General features: G+C 58.5%; 20 protein-coding genes. 11 read left to right on the top strand and 9 right to left on the bottom strand.

What is annotated here, in order from left to right:
* Positions 1 to 582: 582 nt before the first annotated feature.
* On the bottom strand, positions 583 to 1,140 hold the full coding sequence (locus EKD03_RS13955) for a bifunctional nuclease family protein (protein WP_129631995.1): 558 nt from the start codon (positions 1,138 to 1,140) through the stop codon (positions 583 to 585).
* Between the two features lie 480 nt (positions 1,141 to 1,620).
* Here EKD03_RS13955 and EKD03_RS13950 point away from each other — a divergent pair, with 480 nt between their 5' ends.
* The 7 genes from EKD03_RS13950 (at position 1,621) to EKD03_RS13920 (ending at position 7,642) form a co-directional block, all read left to right on the top strand.
* Positions 1,621 to 2,844, top strand: a complete 1,224-nt coding sequence (locus EKD03_RS13950) for a peptidoglycan DD-metalloendopeptidase family protein (protein WP_238613524.1) — start codon at positions 1,621 to 1,623, stop codon at positions 2,842 to 2,844.
* A 102-nt stretch (positions 2,845 to 2,946) separates the two neighbouring features.
* Positions 2,947 to 3,741: a ParA family protein gene (locus tag EKD03_RS13945; protein WP_129631992.1), complete on the top strand. Its 795-nt coding sequence runs from the start codon at positions 2,947 to 2,949 to the stop codon at positions 3,739 to 3,741.
* Entirely contained in the window at positions 3,738 to 4,904 is a 1,167-nt protein-coding gene (locus EKD03_RS13940; protein ID WP_129631987.1) for a ParB/RepB/Spo0J family partition protein, read from the top strand. Before EKD03_RS13945 ends, EKD03_RS13940 begins: the two co-directional genes overlap by 4 nt.
* Positions 4,905 to 4,939: 35 nt before the next feature.
* Positions 4,940 to 5,863, top strand: coding sequence for a PfkB family carbohydrate kinase (locus EKD03_RS13935; protein ID WP_129631984.1), 924 nt, complete (start codon positions 4,940 to 4,942; stop codon positions 5,861 to 5,863).
* A gap of 245 nt (positions 5,864 to 6,108) precedes the next feature.
* Positions 6,109 to 6,726 carry a CDP-alcohol phosphatidyltransferase family protein gene (locus EKD03_RS13930; RefSeq protein WP_129631981.1) on the top strand — a complete coding sequence of 206 codons (618 nt, stop codon included), beginning with the start codon at positions 6,109 to 6,111 and terminating at the stop codon, positions 6,724 to 6,726.
* Between the two features lie 115 nt (positions 6,727 to 6,841).
* Positions 6,842 to 7,132 carry an Asp-tRNA(Asn)/Glu-tRNA(Gln) amidotransferase subunit GatC gene (gene gatC, locus EKD03_RS13925; protein ID WP_129631978.1) on the top strand — a complete coding sequence of 97 codons (291 nt, stop codon included), beginning with the start codon at positions 6,842 to 6,844 and terminating at the stop codon, positions 7,130 to 7,132.
* A 78-nt stretch (positions 7,133 to 7,210) separates the two neighbouring features.
* Entirely contained in the window at positions 7,211 to 7,642 is a 432-nt protein-coding gene (locus EKD03_RS13920; protein ID WP_129631975.1) for a hypothetical protein, read from the top strand.
* Between the two features lie 170 nt (positions 7,643 to 7,812).
* Here EKD03_RS13920 and asnS read toward each other — a convergent pair whose 3' ends face one another.
* Entirely contained in the window at positions 7,813 to 9,135 is a 1,323-nt protein-coding gene (gene asnS, locus EKD03_RS13915) for an asparagine--tRNA ligase (RefSeq protein WP_129631972.1), read from the bottom strand.
* A gap of 141 nt (positions 9,136 to 9,276) precedes the next feature.
* Between asnS and EKD03_RS13910 the strand changes: the two genes are divergently transcribed.
* Entirely contained in the window at positions 9,277 to 10,428 is a 1,152-nt protein-coding gene (locus tag EKD03_RS13910) for a M20/M25/M40 family metallo-hydrolase (protein WP_129631969.1), read from the top strand.
* Positions 10,429 to 10,442: 14 nt separating this feature from the next.
* Positions 10,443 to 11,426: a uroporphyrinogen decarboxylase family protein gene (locus EKD03_RS13905; protein WP_129631966.1), complete on the top strand. Its 984-nt coding sequence runs from the start codon at positions 10,443 to 10,445 to the stop codon at positions 11,424 to 11,426.
* Positions 11,427 to 11,550: 124 nt separating this feature from the next.
* Here the strand turns inward: EKD03_RS13905 and EKD03_RS13900 are convergent, their stop codons facing one another.
* Entirely contained in the window at positions 11,551 to 12,492 is a 942-nt protein-coding gene (locus EKD03_RS13900; RefSeq protein ID WP_129631963.1) for an aldo/keto reductase family protein, read from the bottom strand.
* Between the two features lie 12 nt (positions 12,493 to 12,504).
* Positions 12,505 to 13,857, bottom strand: a complete 1,353-nt coding sequence (locus EKD03_RS13895) for a metallophosphoesterase family protein (RefSeq protein ID WP_129631960.1) — start codon at positions 13,855 to 13,857, stop codon at positions 12,505 to 12,507.
* A gap of 493 nt (positions 13,858 to 14,350) precedes the next feature.
* On the opposite strand from EKD03_RS13895, the gene EKD03_RS13890 reads away from it, so the two are divergent.
* The gene (locus tag EKD03_RS13890; protein WP_129631957.1) at positions 14,351 to 17,503 is read left to right on the top strand and encodes a glycoside hydrolase family 31 protein; all 3,153 of its coding nucleotides are present in this window, start codon (positions 14,351 to 14,353) and stop codon (positions 17,501 to 17,503) included.
* On the opposite strand, the gene EKD03_RS18470 is transcribed toward EKD03_RS13890, so the two are convergent.
* On the bottom strand, positions 17,500 to 17,658 hold the full coding sequence (locus tag EKD03_RS18470) for a hypothetical protein (RefSeq protein WP_161569269.1): 159 nt from the start codon (positions 17,656 to 17,658) through the stop codon (positions 17,500 to 17,502). The genes EKD03_RS13890 and EKD03_RS18470 overlap by 4 nt on opposite strands.
* A gap of 113 nt (positions 17,659 to 17,771) precedes the next feature.
* Here EKD03_RS18470 and EKD03_RS13885 point away from each other — a divergent pair, with 113 nt between their 5' ends.
* Positions 17,772 to 19,724 carry an RCC1 domain-containing protein gene (locus EKD03_RS13885; protein WP_129631954.1) on the top strand — a complete coding sequence of 651 codons (1,953 nt, stop codon included), beginning with the start codon at positions 17,772 to 17,774 and terminating at the stop codon, positions 19,722 to 19,724.
* 141 nt (positions 19,725 to 19,865) lie between these two features.
* On the opposite strand, the gene EKD03_RS13880 is transcribed toward EKD03_RS13885, so the two are convergent.
* From EKD03_RS13880 to trpS, 4 genes are all read right to left on the bottom strand, one after another.
* Positions 19,866 to 22,595: a C25 family cysteine peptidase gene (locus EKD03_RS13880; RefSeq protein ID WP_129631951.1), complete on the bottom strand. Its 2,730-nt coding sequence runs from the start codon at positions 22,593 to 22,595 to the stop codon at positions 19,866 to 19,868.
* A 286-nt stretch (positions 22,596 to 22,881) separates the two neighbouring features.
* Positions 22,882 to 23,664 (bottom strand): DUF11 domain-containing protein, encoded by a 783-nt coding sequence (locus EKD03_RS13875; protein ID WP_129631948.1) that lies wholly within the window; start codon positions 23,662 to 23,664, stop codon positions 22,882 to 22,884.
* A gap of 211 nt (positions 23,665 to 23,875) precedes the next feature.
* Positions 23,876 to 25,381 (bottom strand): anthranilate synthase component I, encoded by a 1,506-nt coding sequence (gene trpE, locus EKD03_RS13870; RefSeq protein ID WP_129631945.1) that lies wholly within the window; start codon positions 25,379 to 25,381, stop codon positions 23,876 to 23,878.
* Between the two features lie 9 nt (positions 25,382 to 25,390).
* Positions 25,391 to 26,404: a tryptophan--tRNA ligase gene (gene trpS / locus EKD03_RS13865; protein WP_129631942.1), complete on the bottom strand. Its 1,014-nt coding sequence runs from the start codon at positions 26,402 to 26,404 to the stop codon at positions 25,391 to 25,393.
* Between the last annotated feature and the right edge of the window lie 170 nt (positions 26,405 to 26,574).

The raw sequence follows: 26,574 nt of genomic DNA, 5'->3' as shown, positions 1-26,574 counted from the left end.
CCCGTTGCGGGCGTTCAAGGTGAGCGGGTGGGTAGTGCTATGTCGCAAAAAGACCTGGAAACTTAATTTACGGACTATTCACACTTGGGGTAAAAGAAATCTTGTATTGACGCAAAGGTTTTGTTGCAGGCTTTGCGCCTCTGCGTCAAAAACTGGAAGCTAGGACAAGTGTGAGCAGTTACTTTGGAGCGGGCACGGGTTTTCTTTCAAGTTCGTCATGATCTTCATGACTCTCTCATGTTGAAAAAAGGAGAGAGGAATCTCGTACATGTAGTAGGCATGTGGAGGATGTGGAAAACATAGGTCATGACCGCATTCTGGTGGCATGAATCGTGTGGGGATAATGTGTGGAAGGATCTCCACATGCTCCCCATCATCGGGCGACTCAGCCGCTTTTCCCCACGCTTCTCCCATGCTCGTCCACCGGTTTTGTCACCACTTATCCACAATTGGTACAAGTTATCCACAAATGAACGGCACTTATCCACAATTTATAGCATACGGGTTGGCGAAGAGATAAAAAAAGAGGCTGGATGAAGATGATCCAGCCTCACACATCGCGCATCTGTTTTTTGTCATTACCTAGGAAGTTGTACTACCTTGCTCTGGGTTGTCGAGGTCGAGGGTATTGATGAAGTCGCGGAAGATCGAGAGTGACTCATCGCTCACATCTGATTCGTTTCCGGCTTCACCTTCGGGGCTGGTGGCCGTGTTTTCGGGGGCAGTACTTTGTTCATCTTCGTCGAAGTAGATGCCAGCTTGTTCGATCACGTGGCTTTCGACATAGATCGGTGCTTCGGTGCGTACTGCAAGCGCGACCGCATCGCTGGGGCGGGCATCCACTTCAATGGTGCGGCCATCCTGCTCGATCACGATCCGTGCATAGAAGGTGCTGTCACGAATGTCGTTCACAAAGATGTGGCTAATCTGCCCGCCCAAGTCGCCAATGAGTGACTTGAGAAGATCGTGGGTGAGGGGACGGACTGGCTCGTGGCCTTGGATGGCCATCGCGATTGCCTCCGCCTCAAACGGGCCGATCCATATTGGCAGATAGCGCGTGCTATCCGTCTCGCGCAGTACAACAACGCGATTCTGCGTTAGGAGGCTTACGCGGATGCTGTCTACAACTACACGGATCATCTGTCGGCCTTTCATGGGTTGAGGGGACGACCGAGCCCGCCATGTGTGTGTCGGGTGGGGACGACCGATACAGGAATAATGGTATCTTAGCACGATGCTTCTATGTCCGTCAAGGTGCTTGGGGTTAATCCGTGGTTCTTCATGCAGTTTGAATAGTGCATTCCAATGCGCTAAATCTGGCTATGATTGACAAACTGTTAGGGCGGGTGTATTCTCATCTGCGTTTACTACGCATCCGCTGAGGACGCCCACGTGCTTGGTGGCTTCCAGCGATGTTCTGTCTGTTCTATGCACCCACGGGTTGTAGTTGTATTACCTCGGTTAGGGTTGTTTACCCGCCAGCGTTGGCGCCAGGCGCGTCAGCGGGTATTCTTGGCGCGTGTGACACTGGTTCAGATTCAGACTGGGCGTTCTCCTCTTCCCCACGTGCTTGTGTCCCACCTTCAGCCCGACCCTTCCACGCTTTCCTGGCGCACGTTGGTGTCTCCGTTACGTCGGCACCTTGGGTTGATTGCGTTGGTGCTGCTCGTTGCTCTGGGTGAGGTGCAATCGCACTGGTCGCGCTGGCTGCTGGCTCCGCTGCACGATTCTGCGGTTATGTTGATGCCTGCTCCAACTGGTCAGGTGGTGGGGACGACGATGCTGCGCTATGCTGCGTTGCCCCATGAGGTGATTGATCCACTAGTTCCGGCGGTTAGTCAGCCCCTCGCGGTGACGGATGCGTTTCGCACGCTGCATCTTTTGGCCGAGGCTGAGACGCTGGGGGATCTGGCCGAACGCTATGGGGTGAGCCTCGCTTCGCTGATCTGGGCGAATGGGTTGGATCGTGGTGATGCGCTGATGCTCGGTCAGCCGCTCCGTATCCCACGGGTCTCCGGGGTGGTGTATGTGGTGCGCCCCGGTGATGATGTGGCTTCGTTGGCGGCGCGTATGGCGGTTGCCCCGGAGGCGCTCTTGACCTTTGGCCCCAATCGGCTTGCTGATGCGCAGGATCTGGCGGTTGGGATGGAGATCTTTGTGCCGGGTGGTGTGTTGCCGCTCGATGAACACTTGCTGACGACTCTGGCCCAGCGTGGCGCGGAACCGGTGGGAGTGGTGCAGGTGGATGAGGCGAATCTACGCCAGGGGCCGGGTACCGAGTATGATCGCCAGATCAAGCTTGAGCGTGGGCGGCAGGTGGGGTTGCGTGCTCGCCATGCGGATTGGTTGAAGGTGGAGATTGCGGGCACGACTGGTTGGATTCGCTCGGATCTGCTGCACGTGAGTCCCGAATTGGTTGAGTCACTGCCGGAGACGAATGATTTTCCGCCACCCCCGCCGCGTTGGGTCTGGCCGGCCCGTGGGACGCTCACCTCGCCCTTTGGACCGCGTTGGGGTAGTTTCCATAATGGGATTGATATTGCCAATCGGGCGTGGACACCGATTGTGGCGGCGCGCGCTGGTTGGGTCCGCGAGGCGGGTTGGTGTCGTGGCTATGGCTATTGTGTCAAGATCCGTCATTCAGGTGGTGTGGAGACGATCTATGGCCATCTGGTGGCGCAACCGGATGTTGCGGCGGGTGATGAGGTGACGGTTGGGCAGTATCTGGGCGGGATGGGCAGTACCTATGATCGAGCGGGTGGTGGTTATTCAACCGGGGTTCATCTGCACTTTACGGTGTTGGTGAATGGGCGCGCCGTCAATCCGCTGAGTGTCTTGCCCTGATCATGTTACAATGCTCCTGCGTAAGGGCGAAGCATTGCCCTCCAACGTAGCTTGTGTTACCCAGACTCATTGGAAGGCGATGCTTCGCCCCTACGGGATTTTATGCAGAAACCGGCTTCTCAGCTTCGACGTGTCCCTATTCTTGCTATCGCCAACCAGAAGGGTGGGGTGGGTAAGACGACCACGGCTGTCAATCTGGCGGGCGAGATGGTTCGACGTGGTCAGCGGGTCTTGTTGGTAGATGCTGATCCTCAGGGTAATGCAACCACGAGCTTGGGGATTGCGAAGCGTAACCTTGCGGCTACGACGTATGATTTGTTGATGCAGACGACTGATCCATCGCAGGTTGTGATTACGACGGGGCGCGAGCGTTTTGATCTCGTACCCGCCGATGAGGATCTGGCTGGCGCGGCGGTGGAGTTGGTCACCGCCGAACGGCGCGAGCGGCGTCTGGCTGATGCGTTGCAGCAGTTGGCCTCACGGTACGATCATATCATTATTGATTGCCCGCCTTCTCTTGGTCTGCTTACCCTCAATGCGTTGAGTGCTGCTCAAAGTGTATTGATCCCGTTGCAGTGTGAGTATTTGGCGCTTGAGGGTCTGACGCAACTCAAGGGGACGCTGGATCGTGTGCGTGATTGTCTCAATCCCACTCTGCGTATCATCGGGGTGGTGATGACGATGTACGACGGACGTACCAATTTGGCCCAGCAGGTGGTTGAGGAGGTACAGCGCTACTTCCCGCGCCTGATCTGCCGTACTCTGATTCCGCGAAGTGTGCGCATCTCCGAGGCCCCCAGCTACGGTAAACTTATTGCAGAATACGATCCTACGGGTCGTAGCGCCCAGGCCTACGCGGCCCTGGCCGATGAAGTGTTACAGCGGGAGGCTTCATGAGTCGCAGACGTGGTCTTGGCAGCGGTCTTGATGCGCTGATTGGGAACGCAACGCCAGAGACGCAGACGGTGCGCATGATTCCGGTTGATCGCATCCGCGAGAATCGGAGTCAGCCGCGTACCCGTTTTGATGAGCATGCGCTCGATGAGTTGGCAGCTTCGATCCGTGAGCATGGGGTGATCCAGCCGATTATCGTCTGTGAGGATGAGACGGGTGGGTTTGAGTTGATTGCCGGTGAACGGCGCTGGCGGGCGGCACGCAATGCGGGGTTGTTGGAGATCCCGGCTTTGGTGAAGAGTAGCACCACGCCCCAACAACTGCTCGAACTAGCCTTGGTCGAGAATGTCCAGCGCTCGGATCTGAACCCACTTGAAGAGGGTGAGGCGTACCAGACGCTCAAGGATGAGTTTGGTCTCTCGGATGATGAGATCGCCAAGCGGGTGGGCAAGAGTCGGGTGGCGGTGGTGAATATGCGCCGCCTGATTAAACTGGGTACGTCAGCCCGTCAGGCGTTGTTGGACAATAAGATCTCGGCGGGGCATGGTCGAATACTCCTGCGTTTTGAGGATGTGGCGACTCAGTCGGTGATGCTCGATCTGATCCTCCGGCGTGATCTGAGTGTTCGGGAGACGGAGCGGATTGCCGATATTGCGCTCCAAGTGAAGGTTGCTCCCGATGTGCGCCAGGCGCTCTTGGTGGGGACGATTACCCTTGCACAGGCGCAGGCGCTCTTGCGGATTGATGATGTTGGCCAGCAGGCACGGGTGTTGGAACTTTCGCTCTCGGTGGGGCTGAGTTCTCGCGAGACGGAGCGTTTTTGTGGGCTTGTGGCTGAGGGGGTGAGTATTGAGGCGGCGATCTCACAGGTGCGAGATCGCAAAATCCTGCTCGGCGGTGTCCCGCCACTGCAACGCGAGGCTCCCCGCCCGCCCGCCGATGAGGTGCGGGTACCGCGTGAGATGGATGAGGATTCCGATCTGCCCCGTTCTACGCCCGCGTCGAATGCGCAGGACGCCGAAACGCGCCGCATCTTCGAGGCGTTGCTGGGTACGCCGGTGCAGATCGTTCGCTCTGGCGGGACGATCAAGCTCATCATTACGCTCTATACCGATGATCAACTGCAACAGATCTATGAGCGCTTGGGTGGTGAGGATGAGTTGTAGGATCACTGGCTAGGCTTGTATTCTGTACGATGACTATGCGTACCATTCTCGCGTTTGGTAACCCGGTCTACGATGAGATCCGTACTCCGCGTGTGGCTACCCCTGGGCGGGTTCTTTCGGGCTGTTCGACCAATGCATGCCTCGCACTGTCCCGCTTGGGCCATCAGGCTGAGCTTGTTGGTCGGGTTGGGGCTGATTTCCAGTTGCAGTTTGTGACGGATATGGAACGCTTTGGGGTGCGGGCTTGGATGGAGCCTGCATCCCAAACGGGTGGTTTCCGGCTGATCTATGATCAGCGGGGTGATCGCACGCTGGATGTGTTGGGGCTTGCTGATCCGATTACGCATGTTCCGTCGGCTATCACTGAGGCTGATCTAATCGTGATCGGACCGATCTTACAGGAGACGCCGCTGGGGTTGTGGCAAGCCATCCGTGCCCAGACACATGCGCCGATATTCCTCGATCCGCAGGGGATGTTGCGGCGTATCGCTGCTGATGGGCGCATCGAACACTATGTTCCTGCTGATTTTGCTGAAGTGGCGTCTTGGTGTCGTGTCATTAAGGCCAATGAGGTCGAGGCTCACGTCCTAACCGGGATTGATCCGCGCCGTGATGTTGCCGCAGCAGCGCGGGCGTTGCGGGCGCTGGGCTGTACAATTGCGATTGTTACGTTGGCTGAGGCAGGGTCGTTCATTGATGATGGACAGCGCCAACTGCTCATCCCGGCGTACCCGACCGATGCGCGTGATCCAACCGGGGCGGGCGATACGTACATGGCCGGGTTTATCCATGCGTATTTGGAGAACCCGGATGATCTCTATCGCGCCGGCTGTATGGGGGCGGCGGTGGCGTCGCTCTGGATCGAGGATACGGGGCCGGAGGTGGCTTTGCCGCTGGCGGAGGTGCTGCGGCGCTGGGAGTGGTTGGTGGCGCGGAGGAGGGACGAAGCATCGGGCTAACTCGAAGGTACGGATGCCCCGCTCGCACAGGATGATGTTGGTGGCGCGGGGGAGGGGCGAAGCATCGGGCTAACCAGGTTTTACCGCATCTACATTCCCAGTTGTGATTTTTGTAACTAGTTTCACGGATGGGTTGTGATGCGAGGTACGAATTCTCCTGGGATCGCGGATGCAGAGGTTGGCTGAGCTTGTCGAAGCTAACGCACGTGATCTGAATCGAGGATAGTTACGAGGGGGGGCTGGTTATGGTGCCGTTACTTGCGCGGGTGCGCCAGTCCTACGAGCGCATCACGTTGCCGTTAGGGCGCGTCTGTATGCGCTTGGGTCTGACGGCGGATATGCTTACCTACCTTAGCCTCGCGTTGAGTCTAGTTGCGAGTTACCTGATCGCCCAGTCATACTTCTGGTGGGGGATTGGCGGGATTTTGCTGGTTGGGTTGGCTGATGTACTTGATGGGGCGACTGCACGGGCGGCGCATACGGCGAGTGTGTATGGTACGGTGTTGGATCATGTGACGGATCGTTATGCTGAGTTCTTCATCCTGACGGGGGTTATGCTTGCGGGGGTTGTGCATTCGATCTGGGTTGTTTTTGCGCTCTTTGGGATGGTGATGGCGAGTTATGTGCGGGCGCGGGCTGAAGCGACTGGCCAGATCAGTTCGTGTAATGTCGGTTTTGCGGGGCGTCAGGAGAAGTTAGCGCTGTTGATCGCGGGTCTCTTCCTGCAACCCCTTCTGCCGCAGATGGCGATCCTTGAGTGGGCGGTGATCTTGGTGGGGGTGGCCTCGCATCTGACAGCGATGCAGCGCCTCCTGTATACTCGGCGTCTATTGCGGAAGTTGGGATCAACCGAGCACGCCTGAGTTTCGGGTATGATGTAGGGGGCGAGTACTTTTTATCTGTCTAATCTGTCTGTACACGAAGGTACTGTGTGTTGAACCAGCAGATTGCGTGGACAGACTACCTATGAGGTTCTCTATGTCATTGACGACTGCCGAAGTAACCCACGTTGCCCGCCTGGCTCGTTTGCGCCTCAGCCCTGATGAGCTTGAGCATATGCGCGGTCAGCTCTCGGATATTCTTGACTATATCGCTATGCTGCAAGAGGTTGATGTGACTGGGGTGCCGATCACCGCCCAGGTGACGGGGTTGACGAGTGTGTTACGCCCCGATGGTGTCGTTGGTACCTTGTCTCTCGATCAGGTGTTGGCGAACGCCCCAGATGCCCAGGACGGAATGTTTCGGGTGCGCGCCGTCTTTGATGAGTAACCTGCAACAGAGACCGTTCTTATATCGTCATACTGCCAGACAATACCCGGCTATCTACCGGCAGGAAAGGAAACGACGATGTATAACGGCAATGGGAATGGTGGCTCCATCATGATCGGGAGCCTCCGTATTAAGCCGATCTATCTCTATGTGGCGGGCGCTGCGGTGTTGGTGGTCGTGATCTATCTGCTAATCCGCTTCCTCAATACCAGTTTCACCATGCATTTCGGAGCCTTCGTGGGGCTGCTCTTGATTATCGCTAATCTGCGCGAGGTGATTGGCGCGGCGTATGTCCAGCGTGGCAGTACCGCCATGCTGAACCTGTTGGTTGGTGGTGGCCTGATTTTCGCCTGGTTAGCGCAGTTCCTGGGAGTTCTGCTCTGGATACCGGCCATCCTGCTGGTGGGTGTTGCGACGCCCCTGATCCTTGGACGCGCAAATGTCTATAAGGCGTATATTACGACTGCTCAGGGGGCAATCTCGAATCTACGCCGAACGGTCATTCGTTAACGTGGGGCTTCGGGGGCGGCGTAGCCGCCTCCGAAGCTTTTTTTGTTATGGTCTGGCGGCGCAGCCGCCAAGCCATAACAAAAACGAAGGGTTGGGACTCAGCCAGTTACGTCGTAGCGGGGGCTTCGGGAGCCGCAGGCTCCCGGAAAGAACTTGCTTCTGCACATGCTCTATGGGTAGAGTCGGTACAACTGACGCGGGAACGGGATCGTCTCGCGAATATGCCGCGTCCCGGAGATCCATGCGACGGCACGCTCGATGCCCATCCCAAAGCCGCTGTGGGGTACCGTGCCATAACGACGCAGATCGAGATACCAGCGGTAATCCTCGATACTCAGCCCATGTTCGCGGATACGCGCTTCGAGCAACACTGGATCATGGATGCGCTGCGAACCACCAATAATCTCCCCATAACCCTCGGAGGCGAGCAGATCAGCACACAGTGCTACTTCGGGGCGGTTCGGATCGGGCTGCATGTAGAATGCCTTGATCGCACTGGGGAAGCGCTCAATAAAGACCGGGCGGTCAAATTGTTGGGCGATCAGGGTTTCATGGGCCGCCCCGAAGTCTTCACCCCACGCAATCGGCAGACACCCCTCGACCTCATGGTGCTTAGTGCGGATCAATTCGATAGCCTCATCATAACTGAGGCGCGGGAAGGGTGGTACGATGCGTTTGAGTGGCTCAAGATCACGTTCAAGAACGCGCAGATCCTCGCTGCGCCGCTCCAATACGCGCTGCACAATCGCACTGACAAACTGCTCCTGAAGCGCCAAATTGTCATCGTGATCCGCAAAGGCGACCTCTGGCTCGATCATCCAGAACTCGGTCAGGTGGCGGCGAGTCTTGCTCTTCTCGGCGCGGAAGGTTGGCCCGAAACAATAGACCTTCCCGAAACTCATCATGCCCGACTCAACATAGAGTTGGCCTGTTTGGGCCAAATAGGCCCGCCCAAGGTCGAAATAGTCGGTGCCAAAGAGGTTGGTGGTTCCCTCAGCCGCCGTTGCGGTTAAGATCGGCGTATCGAAGCGGATAAAACCCTGCGCATTCAGCCACTCCTGGGCAGCCGCGATCACCTCAGCGCGGATTCGCAACAGCGCGTGCTGTTTGCTCGAACGTACCCAGAGATGGCGATGTTCCATCAGAAACTCAACCCCGTGCTCCTTTGGCGAAATGGGGTAATCTTCGGTGATGCTGACAATCTCAACATCCTGAACATCTAGTTCGTAGCCACTCGGTGCTCGCGAGTCGGCCCGCACTCCGCCCGTGATGCGACATGCCGACTCCTGGGTGAGTTGTTGCGCATGGGCGAAACACGCTTCGCTCACATTCTTCTTAAAGACCACGCACTGAATCATCGCACTGCCATCACGCAGCATGAGAAAGATCAGTTTCCCCTTCTCGGTCTTGTTATGAATCCAGCCCGACAGCGTCACCGTCTGGCCCGCATAGTCGGCAATCGTGGCAATCGAGGTTGTCGCCAGTAACGACATAGCCCACTCCTCTCGCTCGTTCGTCGGTGGTTTAATGCGTCAGTATGCCACGAGTCCCATGGCGTGGCAAATTGACAGTCGGATGAGAATAGGCCATAATCAACGCTACGACAACCCCGAATTGAACCCCAAGGGACGGCTATGGATATTCACCGTTGGCGTTCGCATCCCGCTGTGCAACGGGCCATCGCTGACCTCATACACTACCAGCCTATTCTGGAGACCGTGATCGCCATCCAGCAGGTGCCTGCTCCGACCTTCGCAGAACAACGCCGTGGCCAATTGGTGGCTGAGCGACTGCGCAGTCTTGGTCTGCACGATGTTGTCCAAGATGACATGGGCAACGTCTATGCCCGCAGACCCGGTGCGACCCACCAACTCGGCCTGCTCGTCTCGGCTCATCTCGACACCGTCTTCCCACAAGATACCGACCTGAGCATTCGCTACGTAGGGAACCGAGTCTATGGGCCAGGGATTGGTGATAACAGCACCGGGGTGGCGGCACTATTGCACCTGGCGCAACTCTACACCCAGCATGATCTCCCGAACCAGCGCGATATCTGGTTTGTAGCCAATATCGCCGAAGAGGGCTTGGGCGACCTACGCGGCATGCGGGCGGTCATTGAGCAGCTACGCCATACGATCAGCAGCGTCATCGTTCTTGAAGGGTGCGACTTCGGGACCCTACACCACTATGCCATCGGCGTGCGCCGCTATCGGATCGAGGCGACTGCGCCAGGCGGACATGCATGGGGAAATTTTGGTAATCCGAGTGCCATCCATACCCTCGTGCGGCTGGCAACCCGTATCACCGAATTGAGTGTCCCGCGCCATCCGCGTACCACCTTCAACATTGGTACCATTGAAGGCGGCACCTCGGTCAACACAATAGCGCAACATGCCAATATGCTGCTCGACATGCGTTCCGTCAGTGCTCCTGCATTAGGAGAACTGCTTTGCCATGTTGATCGCCTGATTCACGCTGCCAACAATGAACATCCACAGGTACACGTCAAAGCGATCAGTGTGGGAGATCGGCCCTCAGGCGCGATTTCCCGTGATCACCCTCTTGTCCAGGCGGCGGTGAGTGCCTACCAATCAGCCGGTGCCACCATCAACTTTCAGCAGAGCAGCACTGACGCCAACATCCCACTCAGCTTGGGCATCCCCGCCGTTTGCGTCGGTATCACCGATGGAGGCAATGCCCATCGAACCGACGAGTATATTGTGCCCGAAAACCTTGGACGTGGTATTCAAGCGCTGCTGCTATTGAGCTTAGCGGCGTGTAACTAAAGACTGGAGGCCCTATGCTCAGTAAGCATGATCTCCTACTGGCCACCATTGCCCGCAAACCTACCCCGCACACCCCCATCGCCCTCTGGCGTCACTGGCCCGCCGAAGATCAGGTCGCCGAGGATCTGGCCCAAGCCACCCTCGATTTCCAACGCCGCTACGATTTCGATTTTATCAAACTTACCCCCTCGCAAGTCTTTGTGGCCGAAGATGCCGGCCTTACCGGCGTCTATGACGGCAACCCCGAAGGTGATCTGGTCAAGGGAGCCGCCCCGATAACCAGCCTCGAACAGTGGGAAGCCCTGCGCCCCCAGACGATTCAGCAGGGTGCGCTGGCACGCCAACTGCGCTGCCTCGACTTGGTGATCGCGGGAGCCGGTGAGACCCCGGTCATTCAGACCATCTTCAACCCACTCACCGTCGCGACATGTCTCGCAGGTGCGCGGGCGATCATCTGGCGGCGGCGGCACCCCGAAATATTCCAGCGCGGCTTTGCGACGATTATCGAGACCTGGCGCAGTTTTGTGGAGGCCGTGATTGCCTCTGGGGCGGCGGGAGTCTTCTTCTCCACGGCTGATGCCACCTACCAGCGGATGTCTGAGGAGGAGTATATGCACTGGGGCCGCCCCTCAGATCTCGAAGTTCTCTCGGCGGCCCAAGCGGGCTGGTTTAACGTCCTGCACATCCATGGCGAAGAACTTATGTTCAAGCTCGTGGCCGATTACCCGGTACAGGTCGTGAACTGGGATGATCAGCGTTCTGGGCCATCGCTGCGTGAGGGGCAAGCACTCGTCTCGAAGGCCGTTGCGGGGGGGATTGCGCAGTGGGGGGCTTTATTGCAGGGCAGTACCGACGAAGTACGCGCACAGGTCGCTGCTGGCATCGCCCAGACCGGTGGTGTCGGTTATATAGCAGCACCGGGCTGTGTGATGCCCATCCCCACACCTGAGCGTAACATACGGGCTGCGATCAGCGCGGCGCGGGGGAATCCATTGTAGGAGCGAAGCATCGCCCGCCAACATCGTTCGGGCTCCCCTGATCCATGGAGGGCGATGCTTCGCCCCTACGGGATGATCGGGGAACCCGGCGATGATGGGATTTCCTTACTCCAAGTGTGAACCGTTATGCAAGAATCGTCTCAATTGCACCAAGCACATCAGCACCGAGATCCACCTCAGCCGCACCGACATTATCCTCCACCTGCTCAGCGCGGGTAGCCCCGATAATCACACTACTTACTCCGGTATTGCGCAACGCCCACGCCAAGGCCAACTGCGAGCGCGTGATGCCCAGTTCGTCCGCAATGGCTTTGAGGTTACGCACCCGCGCCACATTCTGCTCATTCAGATAGCGCTCGCGTGCCCACGCCTCGCGCTGGAAGCGTGAATCAGCGGGGACACCGTCATCATACTTCCCACTCAACATCCCCTGCGCCAACGGCGACCAGACCACCAACCCGATGCCACGCGGTTGGGTGATCGGCATGATCTGCTTCTCGACCCGCTCGCGGTAGAGCATCGAATACTGCGGCTGCTCCACCTTCGGCTTGGCCCATCCAGCCCGCTCGCACAGCGCATGCGCCTCTGCGATCTGCGAAGCCTCCCACTCCGAGGTTCCCCAATAGAGTACCTTCCCCATACGCACCAGATCGTCCATCGCCCGCAACGTCTCCTCAAGTGGCGTCTCAGGGTCGGCACGGTGACAAAAATAGATATCCAGATAATTGGTGCCCAGGCGGGCCAGACTCGCATCAATACTCTCGAAGATATGCTTGCGCGACAGCCCGCGATCATTCACATCATCACTCATCGGCCAAAAGACCTTACTGGAGATCACCAACCGATGGCGCGGGAACTCACGCAGGATCGCCCCCATCTGACGCTCCGCCTCACCCCGACCATAAATATCCGCCAGATCAAAAAAATTAACCCCACGCTCATAGGCGCGCACCACCACCTCACGTGCAGCATCGGCGGGCGTCTTGCCCTCACCAAAATTGATCCAACCACCCAGCGAGACCGCACTCACCTTCATACCCGTATCACCAAGCCGTCGGTAACGCATCAGAGACTCCTTCTAGCCACTCCAGTTTCCCAATGTCGCCCGGTACGCACCATCGGCTTGGGGTTCGAGCTTGATATAGGTATTGGACGAGTGATAATTCGTCGGATCAGCGATCTCATTCCAGTCATACTCACGACCCTGATCTTTGAGGTGGCGCGTCCATGTCCCACTATTGAAATAGTAGCCGGTGCGGCCATCAGGCAGACTGATCGGCTGGGTATAGCCATCAATCGGGCCGTGGGTATGCCCCATAATCACCGTCGTGATCGCCGCATCCTGTTCCAGCACCGCCCGCGCCGCCCGACGGTAGTCATCACCCTCAGCACCCGCCCCACCCAGCACCAGGATCTCGCCGGAAGCCTCCTCCAGACTCAGCGCTGGGGCGGCCCCAGCAACTGCCGCACCCAGGCTGGTGGGGTCTGCGCCCAGCAAGACCTGCTCAAACTCGGCGCGGAAAGCGGGGTCATCAAGTTGGGCCTCAATCTGTGCCCGCAACGCATCCTCAGCCAGTGCTGCAACCACCTCATCAGTTGGCGGCGGTACCGTCTCCGACGTGGCTCCGAGCACCCCACCAAAGATCGGCGGCAAGCGGCTCGTCAGCAAGAACGTCGCCAACAAGCCCAGTGCCGTCGCCGTAAAGCGGAAATCGTGGCGTAAACCCAGGCTCATCACCTTGGGGATCGGCTTAACATTATCAATAAACCAACGCTCCCGTTCGAGTTGGTTATAGACCTTCTCAACAAAGAGCGTACCCCAACAACGCTTCAGGCGGCGCACCCCATGCGCATCAAAGGCGAAGGGCATCGTCATGCGATCCCCGAAGGAGTTCGCCTTATCATACTCGTGGCCATGCTCGATATAGACCCGACCGTGGTGCGCATTACCGAGCGTATAACAATACTCATAGAGCATCAGATTGCCGGCAGCACCCGGAGGATAGATCGCATCAAAGATCTCGGCCCACACCTCACCCCACAAGAGATCAATATCATGATTCCCGGCGATGATCGTGATCGAGTTTCCCTCCATCATAAAGCGGCGCATGGCGGCAAAGACCTGCGGATGCCCGCTGGCGATCTCCGGGTTTTTACCCATAATCACCCGCACCCGCTGGAGCGACTCCTGTTCCGTCGTGCCGAGATAATCTGAAGGCGAGGCTAACCCGACATGGGGCAAGGTTTGGGGCACCTCCAAAAAATCCCCCGCAATCACCAACTCAACCGGGTTGCCACTCGTGCCGATACGATCCAGAAAGCGCACAAGATCATCCCCAGCAGTAAAATCCTCCAGCGGATCGAGCGTACCATCGGGCAGCCATCCCGGCCCCAGATGCAGATCACTCACCACGTAGGCTACTTTGTCCATGATCGTTCCTTGCTGTTCAATACCGTAACTGTTCACACTTGGGGTAAGAGAAACGTTATTGTTCACGCGAAGACGCGAAGGCGCGAAGGTTTTTTACCCTAAGACATGGTTTCAGAAGGCGCGTATCAACTTGACACGTGCGTTATGGCCCTCACCCCCCTAGCCCCCCTCTCCCGTTCGCTGCGCGAACAGGCGAGGGGGGGATACGCTCCGGGATACCTCAGTCATGTGCCCCCCTCTCCTGTGGGCGAAGCCCACGGGAGAGGGGCTGGGGGTGAGGGCCGTTCGGCGGCGAATTGTCAAGTGGTTACAAGCCATGTCTAAGTGTGAATAGTTACTCAATACCCTCAAATGGCGATCTGTCTACGGAGTATGATAGCATAGGGTAACTATTCATGGGTGTTTACATAGTATGTGTGTTCTTTGCGTTCTGTTGCGGCTGCTGAGGGGGACAGGTGTACACCCCCGATAGGATTGCTATAGGAGGAGACCCATGCCCGAACCAACGATCACCCGTCTCGGACTTCATGGGACTCCCATGCCTGATCCTGCGGCGGTGGTGAATTATGGGAATGCTCGCTTCACCATGCTAACCCCACGATTGATCCGCATACAATGGGCAACCGATGACCAGCATGATGATCGTCCCAGCTACGCCTTCCCCTCCCGCTACGCCAAAGCTCCGCCTTTTCGGTACGAAAAAGCGGGTCAGGAACTGATGATAGACACTGGGGCGTTGCGCATCTTCTACCGTGGCGGGCGCTTCGAGCCTGCCAGCCTAGAGATCCACCTGATCGTTGCGGGCGCGAGCATCTGCTGGCGCCCCGGCACCCCCGACATCCACAACCTGCGGGGGGCGCGCCGCACCCTCGATGGGTGTCGCGGTGCTGCGGCACTAGAACCCGGCATCATCTCGCGTGATGGGTGGGTCCTGGTTGATGATAGTGCCAGTGTACGGTTTGACCCCCAGAGTGGCTGGGTGCAACCGCCCGCCCCAGGCGAGCAGCAAGACTGGTACTTCTTCGGGTATGGCCACAACTACCTCGCCGCAATTGCCGACTATGCCCAGTTTGGTGGGCGTGTCCCCATGATCCCGCGCTGGGCATTGGGTGCCTGGTGGTCGCGCTACCACGCCTACACCGAGCCAGAGTTGCGGGCATTAGTAGAAGATTTTACCAGCCACCAGATCCCACTCGATACCGTCGTGATTGACATGGACTGGCATCTCCCCGGATGGACGGGCTACACCTGGAACCGCGATCTCTTCCCCGATCCACCTGGGTTCCTCGCGTGGCTCCACCAACAAGGGCTGCGCGTTACCCTGAACCTGCACCCCGCCGATGGTGTGCATCCCCATGAAGCCGCATACCCGGCGGTTGCGGCGGCCTGCGGCCACGATCCAGCCACAGCCCAACCCATCCCCTTCCGCATCAGCGACCCAACGTTTGTGCGGGCCTACTTTGAACACCTGCACCATCCATTAGAAGACGAAGGCGTAGATTTCTGGTGGCTCGACTGGCAACAGGGGCGCACGTGCGAACTCCCCGGACTCGACCCGCTCCCCTGGCTCAACCACCTCCACACCCGCGACATGCAGCGGCGCGAGGGGCGACGCCCGATCACCTTCAGCCGCTGGGGCTGGCTAGGCAACCACCGCTACCCCATCGGCTTTTCGGGCGACACCTTCGCCACCTGGGAAGCCCTGCGCTTCCAGCCCTACTTCACCGCCACCGCCGCTAACGTCCTCTACGGCTGGTGGAGCCACGACATTGGTGCCCACTTTGACGCCTGCGAGCCAGAACTCTATGCCCGTTGGGTTCAAGTCGGCGCACTCAGCCCTATTCTGCGCCTGCACTCAACCAAATCCTCGTGGGCCGAACGCCGCCCCTGGGCCTTCCCGTCCGCAATCCTGGCCGCAGCACGAACCGCCTTTCAGACCCGCTACACCCTGCTACCCTACCTCTACACTCTCGCCCGCATCCACACAGATCGTGGCCTCGCCCCGTGTCGGCCATGCTACTACTCGTGGCCTGAGGAACCCGCCGCCTACATCGCCCGCGAACAATACATGCTCGGTGACCAGATACTTGTGGCTCCCATCGTCCATCCCAGCGACCCAGTGAGTGGCCTTGCCCCAGCCGATGTGTGGGTACCACCGGGCGTATGGATCGAGCGCAACAGTGGCGAAACCTTCCACGGCCCCGCATGGGTGCGTCTCGAAGCCGAACTCGACACCATCCCCCAACTCGTACCTGCAGGTGCCATCATCCCGCTCGCCCCACCAGCCCTCCGGAGCCACCAACAACCCGCCGACACCCTCACCTTCAGCATCTTCCCCGGCCATGCCGGAGCCACCCGCATCTACGCCGATGCAGGTGAAGGCGAAGCCTACCGCGACGGAGCCTACGAATGGACCCCCGTCAGCATGCGGATGGCGCACAACGGCTGCCAGATGCAGATAGAAATTGGCCCCGGCGAAGGCACATGCCCCGATCTGCCCCGTATACGCCGCGATCATCTGCACCTAGAATACGTCCTCCCCGCCGACACCATCCTGGTAGATGGGGTGGTCTGGAATGACTGGGTATACGATGCGTTGGACGAACGCATCATCTGTAGCCTACCCCCGCGCCCTCGTGAGCAAGGCGTCATGGTGCAGGTTGAATTTGGCCAACCCGCCAGCCTGCTTGGCGAGCGGCGCAATCAACACATACGGAGAGACCATGCGCAGCGGCTCATTGGAGCCAGCAGCCTCGACAGCGAACAGATCTTCTACGTAGCAGAACCAGGGCGCAGCCGAGCCATCGCCCGGCTGGGAGGCCCGTGGGCACGCCTCTACCAGCACACCACCCCTGAGGATGCCGTGCATAGTCTAGGCAGCCTCGTCATCGCGGCAGCGGGTGACGGTAGCCCCGTGCATGGCGTGGTCACCTGGCGTATGATCGGGCCAGACGGAGTGCGCGAGGAGGTTGTAGCGTTAGAGCCAAGTGGGGAAGATCGCATCCTCTCCTGTCCCTTCACCTGGAACGGAACCACCCACAGCCTCTGCTGGTCGTTGGAACTCCAACTCCAGTGGGGAGCACACGAACTGCGACACCAGATCCAAGCGCAACCGCTCTTTCCTACCATTGGCCACTGGCAGATCTGCGTCCGGCCCAGTACACAACCCCTGACCCTAGCCGAAGCCCTAAAGCGCAGCAACGATCTGGACTGGCAAACAGTTCAGCACAACCCAGAGCAAGCTGAATTCCAGAGCCTCACCGAACACTTCAGAATACCCTTCACCGAAGTCGCTCGTACCTATCCAACCGACAGCACCCTGAACGGCTATGCCCGTACCTGGCTCAGCATCCGCGAGGCTCAGCGAATACGGATTGCCTACCACGCCCCGCACCCACCCCAGATCTACCTAAACGGAACCGAGATCGCCATCGAACACCACATCCCCGCCGCCAGGTATCGGGTCAACCCCGACTGGAGCCGTAGCATCCCGGTCGAGATCCCCGCCGGTACAAGCAGCCTCATCATCATCAGCCAGCACCCCGCCGACGAAGACCCGTGGTTCTGGTTCATGAACGTGATGATCGCGGATGAGCACGATCAACCCATTCCTCATGTCACATGGGAGCAGCCACATCAATCCTAACGCACCACCAAGGGCAACATCACCTGGAGCCACAGCATCTCAGTGGAGCTACCCGCCGGAACGAGCAGCCTCCTCATCATCAGCCAGGGGGAGGAATCCGGCTCCCGCCCCCAGCGGGGGCGGGTTGGGGTGGGGGCAAAAGCGACGTTACCCATGCCCTGCTCCATCAGCGGCCTAATTCAGCGGTTTTGGAGCGGATAGCGTATACTTAATTGGTAATGCCGTGGTGAGACCCAGAATCGTCTATGATCATCAGGAGACTTTCGCCATGCGCCCCCCGATCACCAGTATAGCCCTCCTCATCCTGCTCACTCTGCTCGTCACTCTTGCGCCACCTGCGCCCCGTGTTGCTGAAGCCCGGGGCGTTGGCAGCATCGTCGCGTGGGGAGACAATGGGGTTGGGCAGATGGATGTGCCGAGTGGGCTGAGCCACGTGGTTGCCATCACCGCTGGACGGTTCCACAACATGGCGCTGAAGAGCGACGGCAGCGTTGTTGCGTGGGGCACCAATTGGTCTGGGCAGACGGATGTGCCGAGTGGGCTGAGCCACGTGATCGCCATCGCTGCGGGAGATGCCCACAGCATGGCGCTGCAGAGCGACGGCAGCGTTGTTGCGTGGGGCAATAATGCGTATGGGAAGGCGACTGTGCCGGATGGGCTGAGCCACGTGGTCGCCATCGCTGCGGGAGCGTATCACAGCATAGCGCTGAAGAGCGACGGCAGCGTCGTTGCGTGGGGCGCCAATGGGGCTGGGCAGACGAGTGTACCAAGTGGGCTAAGCAACGTGGTCGCCATCGCTGCGGGATACTTGCACAGCATAGCGCTGAAGAGCGACGGCAGCGTCGTTGCGTGGGGCGCCAATGGGGCTGGGCAGACGAGTGTACCAAGTGGGCTAAGCAACGTGGTCGCCATCGCTGCGGGAGGGTCTCATAGCATAGCGCTGAAGAGCGACGGCAGCGTCGTTGCGTGGGGTTACAATGGGGATGGGCAGACGACTGTACCGAGCGGGCTGAGCAACGTGGTCGCCATCGCTGCGGGAGCGTATCACAGCATAGCGTTGGTAGCGAACAGTGTCACTCGGTCGTGGGGCAACAATGGGTCTGGGCAGACGAACGTGCCCACCGATCTCGGCAATGCCATCGCCATCGCTGCGGGATGGTCGCACAGCATGGCGCTCAAAAGCGACGGCAGCGTCGTTACGTGGGGCAACAATGCGTATGGGCAGACGAGTGTGCCAAGTGGGCTGCGCAACGTGGTCGCCATCGCTGCGGGATGGACGCACAGCATGGCGCTGAAGAGCGACGGCAGCGTCGTCGTGTGGGGCGACAATGGGTATGGGCAGACGGATGTGCCGAGTGGGCTAAGCCACGTGGTCACCATCGCTGCGGGAGCGTATCACAGCATAGCGCTGAAGAGCGACGGCAGCGTCGTTGCGTGGGGCGACAATGAGTATGGGCAGGCGGATGTGCCGAGTGGGCTGAGCAACGTGGTCGCCATCGCTGCGGGATGGTATCACAGCATGGCGCTGAAGAGCGACGGCAGCGTCGTTGCGTGGGGCTACAATGGGTCTGGGCAGACGAGTGTGCCGAGTGGGCTGAGCCACGTGGTCGCCATCGCTGCGGGATGGTCGCACAACATGGCGCTCAAGAGCGACGGCACCATTGTTGCGTGGGGCGTCAATTGGTCTGGGCAGACGAGTGTGCCGAGTGGGCTGAGCCACGTGGTCGCCATCGCTGCAGGAGGGTATCACAGCATGGCACTCACGTCTGATGGCACCATTGTTGCGTGGGGCGCCAATGGGGATGGGCAGAGGAGTGTGCCAAGTGGGCTGAGTCACGTGGTCGCCATCGCTGCGGGAGGGTCTCACTCAGTTGCCATAATGCGGGTCAACAACGCACCCGTGATCAGCGAGGGGCCGAGTGCCAGCGTGACCATGAGTGAGGATGGCAGCCCCACGCCCTTCGCCCTCACCCTCCATGGTAGCGAACCCGACGGCGATCCGCTCACCTGGAGCATTGCCACCGCTGCGACCCACGGCAGCGCCGAGGCGAGTGGCACCGGCACGAGCAAGGCCATCACCTACACGCCTACGGCCAACTACACCGGCAGCGACAGCTTCGTCGTGCGCGTCTCGGACGGGACGCTCAGCGACGAGATCACCGTAACCGTGACGATTGAGGCGGTCAATGAATATGTCTACCTACCGATAGTTATGCGGTAGCTCAGTGATACCATTACCCATAACGTGATGATTGGCAGGTAGGACATTATCCATGAAAAAGATGGGCAGGAGCGGCTACGCCACTCCTACCCATTTTTTGTTGATGGGGTTTGGCGGCGTAGCCACCAAACCCCATCAATCCTAGCGCACCACCAACGGCAACATCACCTCATAGAGGCCAACCTCTATCTGCGCCGGAGTCAGTGGATCGCCAAGCAGCGTATAGGTACGTAACGCATCCTCACAGCAATAGGCATTGGTAAAGAGCTCCGTATAGCCGGCCATCGTCAGGCTCCCAATCAGCGGATACGCCCCGTAAGGATCAGCCCAAAGGGTACGCATAAACCCTCGCTGTAACGCATCATGGCCGTGGAGCACCCCGGTTCCAGTTGAACTCCAAGTCGCAATGCCACCCCCATACGGATTGAGCACCAACGCCTCATCAATCGTGGTACCGCGATACGAAGGCACCTGAAATTGCCCACTAAGACATGTCAGACTCAAAACAATGGGTAGGCGCGCCCCATTGCGTAGATCAGTCGCATAATCCACGCCCAGCAAGTAACGAATATCCGTCGGAACATTCGGCTGACTCGATGCTGCGGTATACGCCCACTGATACGGCAACCCATGACCAATGAACGTCACCGTCAGCGCACCATTATTGATTGTACGCATCGTCTCTTGGAAGGCTGCGTATGAGTCCTTCACCCGCCATGGTTGATCCGTCGGTGCACTCGGATCATAGTACATTCGGGAAGCCTTCACTTCAGTAGGCAGTGAAGCAATACTCTCATCGGCAATCAGCGGAAAATCACCAGCATAATCAGCATCGTCGGTGATATACGCAGCCCGACCGCGCCATGATCCCACCGCTTTGGATGTCTCGTAAGCAATAATCTTCTGCACCAAAATCGTCAATTCGTTGGCACTCTTCACCGGCAAGCGCCCAAGCATCAGATCCGGCATCCAATCATCAAGTGGGCTATTGCCATTGAGTTGGACAAAACAATTTTCGCATGCCGTCTCACCCAGCATGTCATCCACCGTCGCCAAATAGGGTGGAATCCAATTGGTCTGCCCGATCCCCAGATAGTTGCGCGCATCGGCTGTTCCATCCCCCACCAAGATCACCGCCTGCGGCTTGGTTCCCCAGGTATCATTGGCGTAGCGTAAAAACTCCCGGATCGCATCTGGGTCTACCTGCCCGTTCGACCACGAATCATAGATCGCCTGGGTCTCGACCACCGCCACGCTATAACCTTGGCTCTGGCGGTGGCTCACCAGGGGAGCCAGGGCCGCCACAAAGGCTTTGGGGATGATATAGACGGCCTGGGCATTCAGCGGAGTGGCCAGATCCACGGGAGGGCGCACCCGGATGCTTGGCGTATGCAGCGTTCCCGATCCCGTCACCAGATAGGTATGGGCACCCGTCACATTCACTTCAAAGCTACTACCTGGCGCAGAGAGGCGCACCGGCGCAGATGGCACCGTCACATCATAGAAAGTCGCCCCGGTGGACAATTCACTCAGGCTATAACACTGCTGACCACTATGGCCAACAAAGATCGCCCCTTTGGAAGCAAAGCGCAGTTGAACCGGCGACTCCCATGCGACACTATCCAGATGCACCCCATCGGTCACACTGCCCGGCACCAGTGCTACAACCGCCTGGGACGCACTCGTGTTGAAGGCAAACTGCTGGGCCGTATTACCCGACCCACCCCAGGTTGCCGTCTGCTGATTGCCAGCCAGCGTCACCTTCATGGTATGCGCACCAAGATACACACTCGCCCCATGCACCGTGAGCGTCATCGTAGTGGGTGCAGTTGCCCATGGCAACGCAGAGGTAAACGTCGCTGTCGCGGTATCCTCGGTGGCAGGAGCGGGGGCAACCGAGAGTTGCCCTACAAAGAAGTGGTTCCCATCCGGCCCCGCCAGCCGCGATTCATAACTCGTATTCAGCCGCCACTCACCCCGGCCCAGCGCGGTTGTCTGGCATGCAACCGCACCCGATGGCGTCGCATTCACATTCGCTATCGTCGGGCCCGCACGCCCCTCAACCGTCAGCCAATAACGATCCTGGCTGTTATAACGATCACCGGGGGTTGGCGCATAGAAGCGCAATTCGGTCAGAGTACCACTCGTGGTACGCAGTTCAAGCGGCACCTCTACCCCTTTGAACCAGACCCGCAGCAGACTGGGATCATTCAGCGGCACCCCCACCCCACTGAGCGTAGCCGCACTCAACGACTGAATACCGGCTTGTGTCACCGTGATCTCCCACGAGCTTCGGTTGGCCAGCGGGCTAGGTGCAGCGGCCAGATCCTGGAACGGGGGCGTATCGGCATTCAGCGTAGCTCCCGCCGCATCCAGCAGACGCGCCTCTGGCACATACGCTTTGATCCGCGTAATCGCCGTCGGGCCAGCGCTACCCAAATAGATCGGGTTGATCGCATAGACCACCGTATACTGACCATCCAACACCCCCTCACGCAGAATCGTCAGCGCGGCGGTGGGTTGGCTGGGGGGAGTGTATCCGGGTGCTGGCAGTGTACTACTCCCCTCATCGGTGATCGGCACCGGGAGAACTGGGAGATCGCCCTGCCATGATCGTGTCTCCAAGACCTGAATTTGGGGTGTTGCATCCGCATGCGCGGGCAAACGTAGTGCCACCACCTGACGGGGTGGTGGCGTGCCAGCATCAAACAGTGCTTGTTGCGCCACATCAGGCGACCAACTCAGCAGCACACCCCCACTATCGTTGGTAAGAATGACCCCACCCACCGGTGGGTTGATGGCATCCACACGTGTAGTCGAAACCAGCACAAGACTGAACATGACGAGGAGAGGAATGAGACGCAGACGCATAATAATCTTTCAGAAGGCAGGAGGCAGGGATGCGTGAAGAATGCGACCCTCTCCTCGTGCATAGCACCGTATCAAAACGTAACCCAATCATACTTCTTATGGTAGCACCGGCATCTTACCCAGGGTATTGTGCAAACGCCTTGGGGCTGCCCCAAGGCGTTTGTTATTTTTTGGTGGTTTTACCGCCAAAAAATAACAAACGAAAGATCTTCGGAAGCGGCGCAACCGTGCGTATGGGGCGCGTCGCGACGCGCCCCATACTACACACTCAGGGGGGGGTACCGGCTTATGCCGTGCGCCACCGACTCACTAGACTCGCTGCGATCAGGCTGATGCCCAAAATAAAGAGAAACGGTAGCAACAAATTGCTGTTTGAACTCGTATTGGGCAAATTGGGCGGTGGCACCGGTTGCGTAATAATGAGCGACACTTCACTATTGTTATTCAGTGGATTGTCGGTCGCGCTCGTCGTGGTCAGGAAGGCGATATTACGGTTATCGGGCGCTTCAGCCGCTGCTACCACCCGCGCAATCACCGAAATCGTCACCACGTCACCGGGGGCGAGATCGCCAATCACCACCCGAATCGTGGCCCCATTCACCGTCACTTCACCTCGTGTCGCACTCACCCCCTCAAGGGCCAGGAAGGGCGGCACCGTATCCTCAACCATCACATCAGAAGCAACCCCATTGCCCGAATTGGTGACCGTCAGCGAATAGGTGACCGTGTCGCCAATAAATGCGGCGCTCACACTCACCTCTTTGGTGATTATCGGATCAGCAATCAGGATGATCGGCGTACTGGTGGGGGTGGGGCTTGGAGTACTCGTGGGTGTGGACGGTTCGCGCCGTGGAGACTCATCTGGTGGAGGTGGGATAGGTGTATTGGTCGGTGTGTTGGTCGGTATCGGTGTTGGCGTGCGCGTCGGCGGTTCAGCGGCAGAGGTTTCGGTAATGAGGAGCACAGGAGCCGCCGCAACCGGCTCCGACATACTCATCAATCCCGCAGTGAGCAGAATCAACATACCTGTAACAAACAGGAGAATCCGTGACACGGCGATCCGCACCATTACAAGCTCCTTCCCTCACCCATGTGCAACATCGTCCACCTACGGTGGAGGTTCGAAGGGACGGCTTGCCGCCCCCGAAGATCCTTGTTTTGGTCGTGTTTGGTGGCGAAACCAGCAAACACGACCAACAACTGGGGTGAGGGGCACTGCCCCAAAGACAATGCACATGTCCTGTGAGATCTTATGCAACGAATGTAGCATAAATAGTATACTACATAGCTGCAATCTCCTCAGCGACATCTATCGCCCGTAGCGAAGCAGCGTTCTTATTACAACTTTCGTTATACTCATACTCCGGGGTACTATCGGCAACCACCCCCGCAGCGGCTTGGGCATAAGCTACCCCGTCCTTCACCACCATAGTACGTAGCGCAATACACAGATCGAGATCACCATTGAAACCCACATGGCCCACCGCCCCCGCGTAGATTCCGCGCTGCTGGCCCTCCAACTCCGCAATAATCTCCATCGAGCGGATCTTGGGTGCCCCGGTAACGGTACCCGCCGGGAAACAGGCGCGTAGGGCGTCAAGCGGCTTCAGGTCGGTGCGGAGTTGCCCCGTCACCGCCGACACGATATGCTGCACATGGCTATACTTCTCGATCACCATGAAGGTTGGCACCTGCACCGTCCCCGGCTCACTGATGCGCCCAATATCGTTACGCCCCAGATCGACCAGCATCAGGTGCTCAGCACGCTCCTTCTCATCGGCGAGCAACTCGGCGGCCAGCCGCTCATCCTCGGCGATATCCTTACCCCGCCAGCGCGTCCCGGCAATCGGGCGGGTTTCAACCTGACCCTCCTGTACCTGCACCAACATCTCCGGCGACGCCCCCACCAGATCGCCCTCGCCGGTGCGGATGTAGAACATGTAGGGCGAGGGGTTGATCGTGCGCAAGGCCCGGTAGATCGTAAAGCTGTCGGCGCTGGTGGGCTTACTAAAGCGCTGCGAGACTTGTACCTGGAAGATGTCGCCCGCCATCACATACTCTTTGGCCGCCAGCACAGCCGCTTCAAACTCCGCTTGGGTACGGTTTGATGTTGCCGCAACGGGTGGTGGCGGCGGCACACTATGCGGCTCATAGTTACGCCCATGGGTCGGCGTTCCCTGGGGTAACGGGCGTTGCAGCCGCGTGATCACATGCTCAATCTTCCCCACCGCCCGCAGATACTCCGCCGCCAGATCCTCGGCATCCAAATGCACATGCGAGATGACCAGGATCTTATTCCGCACATGATCGAAGGCCAACAGCGTATCCACAAACATCCACCAACTATCGGGCATATCATAGGCGCGCGCCTCAGGCACCGGCAGACGCTCGAAGTAGCGCGCCGCCTCGTAGGCCAAATAGCCCACCGCGCCACCCACAAAGATCGGCAGGTTAGGCAGCCGCACCGGGCGGTACGCACTCAGGTAGCTATCCAACACCAACAACGGATCATCATAGCGCAGCGTCTGCTTATAGCCACCCTGAATCGCCTGCGCCTGCCCCGCGTGCATGCGCAGCGTCAGGTAAGGGTCACTCCCAATAAAAGAGTAGCGCCCCACATTCTGCCCGCCGGTGACACTCTCCAACAAAAAGGAGGGGCCACTCTGGGCCAACTTCAAGTAGGCCGAGACCGGTGTCTCCAGATCGGCCATAATCTCGCGGTAGATCGGGCAGATGTTACCCTGGCTGGTGAGGGCACGAAGCTCCTCTAGTGAAGGTGCATACATCGGGTTTCTCTATCTAAAGTAAGTCATGCCCATCGCCGCTTCCATCATCGTCACCGTCTCTGCTGCCACCGCCCGCGTGCGCGCATTGCCCACCGCGATGATCGTATCCACAATCTGCGGGTTGGCCTCGTAGTGGGCGCGCCGTTCGCGGATGGGATCGAGGAAGGCGTTGATCGCCGCCGTCAGCTTGCGCTTCACCTCCACATCGCCCACCTTGCCCAAGCGGTAGCGATCCTTCAGGTCATTCACCTCTTCCAGATTGGGGTTAAACGCATCGTGGTAAGCAAAGACCGGGTTACCCTCGACCTTTCCAGGAATATCGGCGCGGACACGGTTGGGGTCGGTGTACATTCCGCGCACCTTCTGCTCCACCGTCTTGGCGTCATCCGAGAGGAAGATCGCGTTATTGGCACTCTTACTCATCTTACCCTGACCGTCGGTGCCGGGGAGCGTGCCCACCTCTGGTACCAACACGTCCGGCTCCGGAAAGACCTCGCCATACAACCCATTGAAGCGGCGCGCAATCTCGCGGGTGATCTCCACATGCGCCTCATTATCCTTCCCCACCGGCACCAAATGCGCACGCGGCATCAGGATATCGGCAGCCTGCAATACCGGGTAGCCCAAGAGGCCGAAGGGCAGTTGCTCCTCATCAATATGCGCATTGCGCGCCATCTCCTTGATGCTCGGCAAGCGGCTCAAGCGCGGCACACTCACCATCATCTCGAAGATCAGGTTGATCTGGTAGATCTCCTTTACCGCCGACTGCACATAAAACGTCACTTTCTCTGGATCAATTCCTACCGCCAAGTGATCCAACACCAGATCACGGATATTCTGTGGGATGGCCGCAATATCCTCATGGCTGGGCTTGGTGGTCAGCACATGCAGATCGGCAATAATAAAGAAACACTCGTAACGCTCCTGAAGCGCCACCCGATTGGCCAACGAACCCACATAATGACCCAGATGCAGTTTTCCGGTTGGCCGGTCGCCGGTGAGAATCCGCTTTTTACCGCTCATAACTAGCTACTCCTGCTATGCAAAGAGGCAGAGAACCCCATGGTATACTGCCGCCATTCCATGATACTTGTTCATGCTGCCCAAAACCCAGGGAGCATATATGACGTTGACGCAAAGACGCAAAGTTTTTAGTATAGGCTCTCCTTGTGTTTTATGGAACATAGCCAACC

The sequence above is a fragment of the Candidatus Oscillochloris fontis genome, from assembly GCF_004138135.1.
Classification (GTDB): domain Bacteria; phylum Chloroflexota; class Chloroflexia; order Chloroflexales; family Chloroflexaceae; genus Oscillochloris; species Oscillochloris fontis.
Note: the sequence above shows the minus strand (reverse complement) of the source record. Positions and strands in the feature narration are given on the sequence as shown.